The 11,335-nt window shown below is 64.8% G+C and carries 10 protein-coding genes; 6 read left to right on the forward strand and 4 right to left on the reverse strand.

The annotated features are described in order from the left end of the window. Nucleotides 1–115: 115 nt before the first annotated feature. Nucleotides 116–1,237 (forward strand): class I SAM-dependent methyltransferase, encoded by a 1,122-nt coding sequence (locus tag ACODSO_RS18150; protein ID WP_489038174.1) that lies wholly within the window; start codon nt 116–118, stop codon nt 1,235–1,237. Nucleotides 1,238–1,252: 15 nt separating this feature from the next. Here the strand turns inward: ACODSO_RS18150 and ACODSO_RS18155 are convergent, their stop codons facing one another. Next, the gene (locus ACODSO_RS18155; protein WP_068373255.1) at nt 1,253–1,675 is read right to left on the reverse strand and encodes a hypothetical protein; all 423 of its coding nucleotides are present in this window, start codon (nt 1,673–1,675) and stop codon (nt 1,253–1,255) included. Nucleotides 1,676–1,896: 221 nt separating this feature from the next. Here ACODSO_RS18155 and ACODSO_RS18160 point away from each other — a divergent pair, with 221 nt between their 5' ends. Further along, nucleotides 1,897–2,742: a Bax inhibitor-1/YccA family protein gene (locus ACODSO_RS18160; protein ID WP_068373244.1), complete on the forward strand. Its 846-nt coding sequence runs from the start codon at nt 1,897–1,899 to the stop codon at nt 2,740–2,742. Nucleotides 2,743–2,819: 77 nt separating this feature from the next. On the opposite strand, the gene ACODSO_RS18165 is transcribed toward ACODSO_RS18160, so the two are convergent. Further along, a complete protein-coding gene (locus ACODSO_RS18165; RefSeq protein WP_489038175.1) occupies nt 2,820–4,040 on the reverse strand; it encodes an acetyl-CoA C-acetyltransferase in 1,221 nt (406 codons plus the stop codon). A 56-nt stretch (nt 4,041–4,096) separates the two neighbouring features. Next, nucleotides 4,097–5,059 (reverse strand): SGNH/GDSL hydrolase family protein, encoded by a 963-nt coding sequence (locus tag ACODSO_RS18170; protein WP_489038176.1) that lies wholly within the window; start codon nt 5,057–5,059, stop codon nt 4,097–4,099. 107 nt (nt 5,060–5,166) lie between these two features. Here ACODSO_RS18170 and ACODSO_RS18175 point away from each other — a divergent pair, with 107 nt between their 5' ends. Continuing rightward, nucleotides 5,167–6,552: a cystathionine beta-synthase gene (locus tag ACODSO_RS18175; RefSeq protein ID WP_068373289.1), complete on the forward strand. Its 1,386-nt coding sequence runs from the start codon at nt 5,167–5,169 to the stop codon at nt 6,550–6,552. Between the two features lie 130 nt (nt 6,553–6,682). Here ACODSO_RS18175 and ACODSO_RS18180 read toward each other — a convergent pair whose 3' ends face one another. Beyond that, nucleotides 6,683–7,864, reverse strand: coding sequence for an acyl-CoA dehydrogenase family protein (locus tag ACODSO_RS18180; RefSeq protein WP_489038177.1), 1,182 nt, complete (start codon nt 7,862–7,864; stop codon nt 6,683–6,685). Nucleotides 7,865–7,937: 73 nt separating this feature from the next. Here ACODSO_RS18180 and ACODSO_RS18185 point away from each other — a divergent pair, with 73 nt between their 5' ends. The 3 genes from ACODSO_RS18185 (at nt 7,938) to ACODSO_RS18195 (ending at nt 11,301) form a co-directional block, all read left to right on the forward strand. Further along, nucleotides 7,938–9,146, forward strand: coding sequence for a cystathionine gamma-synthase (locus ACODSO_RS18185; RefSeq protein WP_489038178.1), 1,209 nt, complete (start codon nt 7,938–7,940; stop codon nt 9,144–9,146). Between the two features lie 4 nt (nt 9,147–9,150). Next, nucleotides 9,151–9,924 (forward strand): glutamate racemase, encoded by a 774-nt coding sequence (locus tag ACODSO_RS18190; RefSeq protein WP_489038179.1) that lies wholly within the window; start codon nt 9,151–9,153, stop codon nt 9,922–9,924. Between the two features lie 108 nt (nt 9,925–10,032). Beyond that, a complete protein-coding gene (locus ACODSO_RS18195; RefSeq protein WP_489038180.1) occupies nt 10,033–11,301 on the forward strand; it encodes an MFS transporter in 1,269 nt (422 codons plus the stop codon). The last annotated feature ends 34 nt before the right edge of the window (nt 11,302–11,335 follow it).

An 11,335-nucleotide genomic window follows, 5' to 3' on the forward strand; every position in this document is an offset into this window, starting at 1 on the left:
TCCACGAGCATGCTCTCGATTCCCGTAAAACGCCACTCGGACTCGCGGGGACGTACAGCATTGGAATTCGACACGTGTTTGGAATGCGGTCGAACGGAGTGGGAGACTCACTCGCGTGCCTGACCTCGAATCGGTCCTTGCTGGACTGCGCCGCCGCCCCGACGCCGAGGCCGCGAATCTCTTTGCCGTCGACGCTGCAGATCGACTGATCCTCGATGCGGTGAGCGAGGCTGTTCCGGACCTCGACAAACGGACGATCGCGGTGATCGGGGACCGGTACGGCGCGCTGACGCTCGGGCTCGCGGCTCGACACGGGGTGACCGGCGTACGCGTCCACCAGGATTCGTATACGGGAGAGATCGCCCTCTCGCGCAACGCAGTCGACGCCGAGCTGTCGGGTGTCTTCGAGCATCACGGTCTGGACGAGACGCTGCTGGACGGGGTGAACGTCGTTCTGATGCAGTTGCCTCGAAGCCTCGCCGAGCTCACCGACATCGCCGAGACCATCGCACGGTTCGCAGATCCCGACGTCCAGGTGTTCGCCGGAGGACGTGACAAGCACATGACGCCCGCGATGAATTCGGTCCTGCGTGCGTCTTTCGAATCGGTCTCCGCAGGCAGAGGTCGCCAGAAAGCCCGCGTTCTCACTGCCGCGACACCGATTCGTCCGCAGTCCCCGACGTATCCGGTCACCGCCGTTCTCGGTGACATAGGTCTCACTGTGGTTGCGTACGGGGCAGTGTTCGCCGGGGCGAAACTGGACATCGGCACTCGGTACCTCGTCGGCTTCGAAAAGAAGATGAAGCCCGACGCCGGGCAGATCGTCGATCTCGGCTGCGGGACCGGCATCCTCGCCTGTTTGTTGGCGCGTGCCCGTCCCGACGCCACAGTGCACGCCACGGATCGTTCTGCGGCTGCAGTGGCGTCGGTTCGCGCAACGGCGGCGGCCAACGGACTCGACGTCGACGTGTCCCGAGACGACGCCATGTCGACCTACCCGCAATCCTCGGTGGACCTGATCGTCTGCAATCCGCCCTTCCACGAGGGCGCTTCACTGCATACGGGCAGTGCCGAGAAACTGTTCGAGGCAGCGCGCAGGGTGCTGAAACCCGGCGGCGAGATGTGGACGGTCTACAACTCGCACCTGAACTATCGGCGGGCGCTGGCAGATGCCGTCGGACCGACCACGGTGGCGGGGAAGAACACGAAGTTCACCGTCACCCGGTCGGTCGTCTGACACCACCCTGCGGAACTATTCGACCGGCCCGCCGTCCTCGGGGGTGCCGCTGATCTGTCCGCGATCGCGCCCGCGGTCCTCCACGAGTGTTCCTTCGACGATTTCCGCTTTGCGCTGCCCGTCGGCGTAGTCGATGTCGGGGTCCTCGTCGGAGGCGAGGATTTCGTGATCGACGAGTTCCTCGGTCAACTCCTCGTCGGGAGTCTCGGCGACCGAAGGTCCGTCGTCTTCGAGTGCGGTGTCGGGCTCTTCCTCGCTCAGCTTCTCGTCCAGGCTTTCGCCTTCGAGAGCCTCGTTCGCGGTGGTGCCGAACCTGTCCGATTCGCTGTAGTGATCGGGGGGATCGACCACAGTGTCGCCGTCGTCGTTGCGAAGCTCGTCCGAGTCGAGGCTTTCGCTCTGGTCCAATGTGTCGCCGGGTCCGTCTTCGATGCTCATCACGCCATTGTCCATGCCCGCAACCGAACAGGAGGAAACTCGGTCGTCGAACGCTCTTTGGGCGCGCCGACACGGTAAAGTCCGAATTGTCGGATGTTGGGGCCAGTCCGACTGGGAACTTTTGTCCGTATGTGGCACGTTCTACGTACAACAGCTGGGGAACGCCCCGGCGAAGGCCTGAAACATAGAAGGGCTCGCGCTCTTAGAAGGGAAGTGACACGGTGCGCACCTCCAGTAATCCGGTCTTCCGCAACCTGCCGAAACAGCAGGGCGGCGGATACGCCACGTTCGGCACTGCCACAGCAGGCGCCTCACAAGCCGCCCAGTTCGGCCAGCCACAGACGCAGGCCGATCCGTACCAGACCGGACCTACCTCGCGGGCCATGACGATCGACGACGTCGTCACCAAGACCGGCATCACGCTCGGTGTTCTCTCGATCACCGCGATCGTGGCGTACCTCCTCGTCGACAACAACACCAACCTCGCCGCGCCCTTCGTCATCGGCGGCGGTCTCGTCGGACTCGGTCTCGTGTTGTTCGCGACGTTCGGTCGCAAGATGGACAACAAGGCCGTCGTGCTGGCCTACGCGGTCGCCGAGGGATTCTTCCTCGGTGCGCTGTCGTTCATGTTCACCGACGTCGAGTTCGGCGGCGTCGGCGGTAGCGCACTCATCGCACAAGCAATCCTCGGTACGTTCGGTGTGTTCTTCGGCATGCTCGTCGTCTACAAGACCGGTGCAATCCGTGTCACACCACGCTTGACGCGCATGATCATCGGCGCCCTCATCGGCGTCGTGGTTCTGGCTCTCGGCAACCTCGTCGCCAGTTTCTTCATGGACGGCGGCTTCGGCCTCCGCGACGGCGGCCCGATCGCGATCATCTTCAGCCTCGTCTGCATCGGTATCGCAGCGTTCAGCTTCCTGCTGGACTTCGACCAGGCAGATCAGCTGATCCGCGGCCAGGCTCCGGAGAAGGCAGCGTGGGGCGTCGCACTCGGACTGACCATCACCCTGGTGTGGTTGTACGTCGAGATCCTGCGCCTGCTCAGCTACTTCAACAACGACTAGCATCAGCGCGAAAGGCCCCGCACTCACGATGAGTGCGGGGCCTTTCGCGTATCAGGGCAGGGATGCCACGCTACCGATCAGCTGAGGCGTTCGAGCACCATTGCCATGCCCATGCCGCCGCCGACGCACATGGTCTCGACGCCGAACGTCTTGTCCTGCGTCTTCAGGTTGTTCAGCAAGGTTGTGGTGATGCGTGCACCGGTCATACCGAAGGGGTGACCGACGGCGATGGCGCCGCCGGAGATGTTGAGCTTGTCGTGGTCGATACCCAGGTCGCGGGCAGAGCCGAGTACCTGGATCGCGAAGGCCTCGTTGATCTCGAAAAGATCGATGTCGGAGATCGACATGCCCGCGATGCCGAGGGCGCGACGGGTCGCCTCGATGGGGCCTAGCCCCATGATCTCGGGGGACGTTCCGGTGACGCCGGTGGACACGATCCGTGCGAGTGGCGTCAATCCGAGTGCCTTCGCCTTGGTGTCGCTCATGATGACGAGCGCTGCAGCGCCGTCGTTGAGTGGGCACGCATTGCCGGCGGTCACGGTGCCGTTCGGCCGGAACACCGGCTTGAGCCCGCTGATCTTCTCGTAGGTGGTTCCGGCACGAGGGCCGTCGTCGGTGGACACGACGGTGCCGTCGGGCAGCGTGACCGGGGTGATCTCGCGCTCGAAGAAGCCGGAGTTGATTGCCTCTTCCGCACGGTTCTGGCTTCGGACGGCCCAGTGGTCCTGTTCCTCACGGCTGATGCCCGTCAGGATCGAGACGTTCTCGGCGGTCTGGCCCATCGCGATGTAGGCGTCCGGGAGGTCGCCGTTCTCGCGTGGGTCGGTCCAGGTGTCGGCGCCCTCTTCCTGCGCCTTCTTGGTGCGGGCTTCCGCGTCGGCGAAGAGGGGATTGTGGCTCTGCGGGAGCGAATCGGAGCTGCCGTGGACGAAGTTCGAGACGCTCTCGACGCCTGCGGAGATGAACACGTCGCCTTCGCCTGCCTTGATGGCATGCATCGCCATGCGGGTGGTCTGCAGCGAGGACGAACAGTAGCGGGTGATGGTTGTTCCCGGCAGCGAGTCGTAACCGAGTAGAACGGCGACGATGCGTGCGAGGTTGTTTCCCTGCATGCCGCCGGGGAGACCACAACCGAGCAGCAGGTCGTCGATGTCCGTCGGGTCCAGCTCGGGCACCTTGGCGAGCGCGGCGGCGACCATCTGCACGGTCAGGTCGTCGGGACGAATGTCCTTGAGTGATCCCTTCATCGCGCGGCCGATCGGGGAACGGGCGGTACTGACGATGACTGCCTCTGGCATGAACTCTCCTTGGTTGGCTTACATAGAGAACAAACGACCTGTACTCGAACCTATCGCTACCCGTTCTGTGCCTCGATCTCGGCATCTCGGCGGCGAAGAAAACGATCGAGCGACGCAGCAGCACGGGGAACGAATTTTCGCGATTCCGCCGCAGCGGACACCTCGGGAAGGTCGGGGAGTGGACCGCCGTGCCATTCCCCGAGGGCAGTGGCGAGCACCGGCAGCAGTTGCCGCGCCGCGAGCTCGTATCCGGCCGCCGACGGATGGAAGCGGTCGGCAGAGAACATCGTGTCCGGGGCCGCCAGGAATTCGGGCGCCAACAGGTCGGCCAACGCCACCGGATGACCGCCGGCCTTCAGCGTCGCGTCGGTCTGAGCACGGGCGAGGCGTCGTCCCCAATTCCGCACCACGGTTCGCAGGGGTTGGGGGATCGCGGTGACGACACCGAGATCAGGGCAGGTTCCGACGACCACGACGGTCCCCTTTGCCGTGAGGCGTTCGACGGCATTACCCAACCTGGCGGCCGATGCGGCGATGGAGAACTTCTTGGTGACGTCGTTGGCGCCGACGAGAATCACGGCGGCGTCGGGTGGCGCGCCCGCGACGAACATAGCGTCGACCTGTCCTTCCAGACCCTTCGACGTGGCTCCGGCGATTGCTTTGGTGCTCAGCCGTATTCGCTTGTCGGTCTCTTCGGCGAGACCGCGAGCCACGAGTACTCCCGGCACCTCGGCTGCGACGACGCAGCCGACCCCGGCCGCGGTCGAGTCTCCGAAGACCATCAGATGAATATCGGCCGAACTTCCGAAACGCCACCGCTCCGGGGTGAGGTCACCTGGTCCGTACACGCCGTCCGCCTCGGGTGGCTTCGCCGTCGATCGCCCGATGACGCCACGCGCCGACGTCGCCTGTGACATCAGGTGCTTGTACGCGGCCCACGATGCAGTCCCTGCTGAGGAGCCTGCGATCACTGTTGCGGCGCCGGCTTTGGCGGCATTGCGCCACTTGTTCACCGGCACGGTTTCACTCCTACGATCTGCGCCACGCCTTACATCGTAGGCACCATTGCCGACCACTCCCGGCGGTACCGAGAAGCCGACTTCTCGGCATCTGGGAAGATGGGTGCATGCGCATTGCTCAGCACATCACCGAACTCATCGGCAACACCCCTTTGGTCCAGCTCTCCTCTGTTGTCGGTGACAACGCAGGGATGGTCGCTGCCAAGATCGAATACCTCAATCCGGGTGGTTCGTCGAAGGATCGGATCGCGATCAAGATGGTCGACGCCGCGGAGGCCTCCGGCGAATTGAAGCCGGGCGGAACGATCGTCGAGCCGACGTCGGGCAACACCGGCGTCGGATTGGCACTCGTAGCTCAGCAGCGCGGATACAAGTGCGTGTTCGTGTGCCCCGACAAGGTCGGCGAGGACAAGCGCAACGTCCTGCGTGCCTACGGCGCCGAGGTGGTCGTCTGCCCGACTGCCGTGGCACCTGAGGACCCCACCAGTTACTACAGCGTCTCGGATCGACTCGTCCGTGAGATCGACGGTGCATGGAAGCCGAACCAGTATTCCAATCCGGCAGGACCGCAGAGCCACTACGAGACCACCGGTCCCGAGATCTGGGCCGACACCGACGGAAAGATCACCCACTTCGTCGCGGGTGTCGGCACCGGCGGCACCATCTCCGGAACAGGCAAATACCTCAAGGAGATCTCGGGCGGAAAGGTCAAGGTCATCGGGGTCGATCCCGAAGGCTCGGTGTACTCCGGTGGAACCGGTCGTCCGTATCTGGTCGAGGGTGTCGGCGAGGATTTCTGGCCGTCCGCGTACGACGCGTCCATTCCCGACGAGATCATCGCTGTCTCGGACGCCGACTCGTTCGACATGACCCGTCGTCTTGCGCGAGAGGAGGGTCTGCTGGTCGGCGGATCTTGCGGCATGGCGGCCGTGGGCGCGATCAAGGTCGCCGAGCGTGAGGGGCCCGACGCCCTCGTGGTCGTGCTGCTGCCGGACGGCGGACGCGGCTACCTCGCGAAGATCTTCAACGACGACTGGATGTCGTCCTACGGCTTCCTTCGCTCACGTCTCGACGGCAAGGTCGGCGAGCCATCCGTCGGCGATGTGCTGCGTGGAAAGTCGGGTGCGTTGCCCGACCTCGTGCACACGCACCCGTCGGAGACTGTGCGCGACGCCATCGAGATCCTGCGGGAGTACGGCGTTTCGCAAATGCCGGTCGTCGGTGCGGAGCCACCCGTCATGGCAGGCGAGGTTGCGGGCAGCGTCACCGAGCGTGATTTGCTCAGCGCAGTGTTCGAGGGGCGCGCGGCGTTGGCGGACTCGGTCGCACAGCACATGAGCGCGCCGTTCCCGCTGATCGGTGCCGGAGAGCACGTTTCCGACGCCACCAAGGCGCTCGGTGAAACCGACGCGTTGATGGTCGTCGAAGAAGGCAAGCCCGTCGGCGTCATCACGCGGCACGATTTGCTGGGTTTCCTGAGCAAGGGGGCCTAGTTCCCTGGGCGACTCCGTCGCCAGTGGGACGAATAAGTGCATTGGGGTGCGCTTAACCATGCCACTGGCGCGGAGCGCCTTCGAAGCAGGCGCGGAGCGCCTGCGAAGCGCCTGACGCGCCGCGGAATGCCTAGCGGAACGCGCTGGACCCGGTGAGCGCCTGTCCGATGACGAGCTGGTGCACTTCGGACGTTCCCTCGTAGGTCAGGACCGATTCGAGGTTGTTGGCGTGCCGGAGCACCGGGTATTCGAGGGTGATTCCGTTGGCACCCAGGATGGTTCGGCACTCACGTGCAATCTTGATTGCCTCGCGGACGTTGTTCAGTTTGCCGACGGACACCTGCTCGCCGCGGAGTTCGCCCTTGTCCTTGAGGCGTCCCAGGTGCAGAGCGAGTAGTTGGCCCTTGCCGAGTTCGAGCGCCATGTTGGCGAGCTTCGCCTGCGTCAGTTGGTAGGCGCCGAGCGGCTTGTCGAACACCTCACGCGTCTTCGAGTACTCGACGGCGGACTCGATGCAGTCACGTGCTGCGCCCATGGCCCCGAAGATGATCCCGAAGCGCGCCTCGGTCAGACAGCCGAGCGGTCCACTGAGCCCACGAGCCTCGGGCAGCATCGCCTCGGCCGGTAGGCGCACGTCTTCCAGCACGAGCTCGCCGGTGATCGACGCGCGCAGGGACAACTTCTTCTTGACGGTGTTGGCGGAGAATCCGGGTGTCTCGGTCGGCACGACGAAGCCGCGGACCTTGTCGTCCGTCTGGGCCCACACGATTGCAACGTCGGCTATGGGTCCGTTGGTGATCCACATCTTGCTGCCGTTGAGCACCCAGTCGGTGCCGTCCTTCTTGGCGCGCGTCCGCATCCCGCCGGGATTGGAGCCGAAGTCGGCCTCGGTGAGCCCGAAGCAGCCGATGAGGTTTCCCTCGGCCATGCCGGGCAGCCATTGTTGCTTCTGCTCTTCCGAGCCGTACTTCCAGAGCGCGAACATCGCGAGCGAGCCCTGCACGGACACGAGACTGCGGATGCCCGAGTCCATGGCTTCGAGCTCGAGGCACGCGAGTCCGTAGGCGGTGGCCGACGTGCCTGCGCAGCCATAGCCCTCGAGGTGCATGCCGAGCAGTCCGAGCGCGCCGAGCTCCTTGGCCAGCTCGCGAGCAGGGACTGTCCCCTCCTCGAACCAGTCGGCCAAGTGCGGACGGATGCGTTCGTTGCCGAGCTTGCGCACGGTGTCACGAATTTCTTTCTCCTCGGTATCGAGGAGGGTGTCGAGGGAGAACAGCTCGTCGACGCTCTGCGAGCGGTGCGAATCGGCCACGGTGGAAAGCCTCTTTTCATCAGCGGTGTCTCCCGCAGGCTACCCACTTCGCTCGACCATTAGTCTGGAAGTCATGAGTGAGCAGCGCAGCAAGGCAGACAGCGAATCCGGGAGTGGAGCCCGCGGAACGACCAACGCGGGTGGGCAGGGATTTTCGACGAAGGCGGTTCACGCCGGTTACGAGCCGGACTCGCTGACCGGCGCGGTCAACGTCCCGATCTACGCGAGCTCGACGTTCGCCCAGGATGGCGTCGGCGGGATGCGCAGTGGCTTCGAGTACGCCCGCACCGGCAATCCGACGCGCCGGCCGCTCGAGGCCAATCTCGCGGCCATCGAATCGGGTACGTACGGACGGGCATTCTCCTCGGGCATGGCGGCCACGGACGCTCTGCTGCGGGCGTCCCTGCGCCCCGGTGATCACCTCGTCATTCCCAACGACGCGTACGGCGGCACCTTCCGGCTCATCGACAAGGTCTTCACTCAGTGGGGCATCGAGTACTCGGTCGCCGCGGTGTCCGACATCGACGCCGTCCGCGACGCGATCCGTCCCAACACCAAGCTGGTGTGGGTGGAGACGCCGACCAACCCCCTCCTCAATGTCGGTGACATCGCCGCGCTCGCCGAGGTCGCCCACGAGAAGAACACCAAACTCGTGGTCGACAACACCTTCGCGTCGCCGTATCTGCAGCAGCCTCTGCAACTCGGTGCCGACGTCGTGCTGCACTCGACGACGAAGTACATCGGCGGACACTCCGACGTCGTCGGTGGTGCGTTGATCACCGATGACGAGGAACTGGACGCGGCAATCGCGTTCCTGCAGAACGGTGCGGGTGGCGTACCGGGACCGTTCGACGCCTTCCTCACCCTGCGTGGCATCAAGACTCTCGCGCTGCGCATGGAACGGCACAGTGACAACGCAGAGGCACTCGTCGACCTGCTCGACGGTCATTCCTCGATCTCCCAGGTCATCTACCCGGGCTTGAAGTCGCACCCGTCGCACAGCGTCGCCGCCAAGCAGATGCGTCGCTTCGGCGGCATGATCTCGGTGCGTCTCGCGGGCGGCAAGCAGGCTGCGTTGGATTTCTGCTCGCGTACCGAAATCTTCACGCTCGCCGAGTCGCTCGGCGGCGTCGAGTCGCTCATCGAGCATCCGGGCGCGATGACGCACGCGTCGACGGCAGGCTCGTTGCTCGAGGTCCCCGACGATCTCGTGCGATTGTCGGTGGGCATCGAGGACGCCGCCGACCTGATCGGTGACATCGAGCAGGCGCTGGGCGCGTGATCGCATGATCGTCGGACTGATCGACTCGGGGCTGGGCATGCTGCCCACTTCCGCGTGGCTGAAGAAGCTGCGTCCCGAGCTCGATCTGATCCTGCTGATGGACCCCGATCAGGCGCCGTGGGGTCCCAAGCCCGACGACTGGGTTGTCGAGCGGGTGCTCGGCGCCGTCGATCGAGCGATGGCAGCCGGCGCCGGAGTGATCGTGCTCCCGTGCAACACCGCGAGTGTGACCGCGCTGACCCATGTGCGTGCGCATCTCGGACCTGCCGTACCTGTCGTCGGCACTGTTCCTGCGATCAAACCTGCCGCGGCGGCGAGCAACCGGATCGCGGTGTGGGCGACGGCTGCCACGACGGCCAGTGCGTATCAGGCTCGGCTCATCGAGGAATTCGCTTCGGACCGGGCAGTGACGCCGATCGCGTGCCACGGACTTGCGGACGCGATCGACCGCGGCGACGCCGAGGGCGTGTCGGCTGCCATTCGCGCCGCTGTTGCTGCCACTCCGGCCGACGTGGAATCGGTGGTGCTGGGGTGCACGCACTATCCGTTGGTGGCAACGGAGATCGTGGCGGCTCTCCCGTCCGGAGTGCAACTCTTCGACAGTGCGGATGCCGTTGCGCGGCAGACACTGCGGCGGATCGACGAACTCGGCGATGGGGACCAGGGCACAGGTGCGGTGTCGGTGTCGCTCAGTGGGCGCGACGGCTTTCTGCCGGCCAGCGCCCTTGCCTACGCGGAGGGGCGTCTGTTGGCCGGGGTGCAACCGGTTCACCAGTGACACGCGTACTCGACGTGTGTCCGAAGCACGCCGAACAGAACTCGATAGTGCGACGGCTTATTGTTTGTTGAAGTAATTAGCTGTGCTTCAACCGATCGGAAGACTGCGATGGCCAACACCGAACTGGGCGCGGAGACTTCCAGTGTCGCTCCTGCGGCGTCGAAAAAGCGGATGCCCTCGGCCGTGGCGTTCTGGGCTGTCGGACTGACGTACCTGGTGATCATGGCGTCCTCGGCCGCGCCGTCTCCGCTGTATCCCGTCTACCAGCAAGCCTGGGGCTTCTCCTCCACAATGCTGACCGTCGTGTTCGCGGTGTACGCCGTTGCTCTGCTCTCCGCGCTACTGACCGTCGGCAGTCTGTCCGACCACGTGGGTCGCAAACCGATTCTGATCGCCGCGCTGGTGTTGTTGGTGATCAGCTTGGCTCTGTTCATCGTCGCGGACGGCGTTCCCGGTTTGATCGCAGCCCGAGTGGTACAGGGCATGGCAGCAGGTACGGCCACCGGTGCCCTCAGTGCCGCAGTCATCGACCTTCAGCCGAACGAATCGGCAGGCCCGCTCGTCAACAGCGTTGCGCCGTCGATCGGCCTCGCCACCGGTGCGCTGGGTGCTGGACTGTTGGTGCAACTGGCCCCGGCGCCGACGACGCTCGTCTACGCGCTCCTCATCGGATCGGTCGTGCTTCTGGCCTCGGCGGTGCTGTTCGTGCCGGAAACCTCTGCGCTGCGGGAGGTCGAATCACGACGGCACCTTGCACAGCTGCTGTTGCCGAGGGCATCGTTCCCGACGGGTGCGCGCGTCCCGTTCCTGCTGATCGTGCCCGCACTGATCGCGACGTGGTCGCTCGGTGGCTTTCATCTCTCCCTCGGCCCGTCGATCATCGGTTCCGTCTTCGGTATCGACAACCACATCGTCGGCGGTCTCGACATATTCGCCTTGTTCTTCTCCGGAGCCGTTGCGGCCGCGTGTGTTCGAACTCGTCCACCGAGGGCTGTCATGGTCGTCGGTGCGGTCGTGCTCGCGCTCGGCGTCGGGTTGTCACTGGTGTCCGTGTCGATGGTGTCGGTCCCGCTCTACTTCCTCGGTTCGATCGTCGCGGGTGTGGGCTGGGGGAGCACGTTTCTCGGGGCCATGCGCACCCTCGGCGCACTGGTGCCCGCAGACGAACGCGGAAGTGTCTTCGCTACCACGTTCGTGCTCAGCTATCTGGCGTTCAGTGTCCCCGCCGTGATCGGCGGCGTTGCGGTGCACTCCTTCGGCCTCGAGCCGACTGCGCTGGCATACGGAGGTTTCGTCATTCTCTTGGCTCTCGTGTCTTCCGCCGGCTTCGGACTTGCTTCTCGGCAGGAACGGAGGGCTCCTCGGCCTACCCGATAGGCCAGTTCGTCGGTGATGAACGGGTGGTAGGCGA

It is taken from the genome of Rhodococcus sp. FG69 (assembly GCF_057808915.1).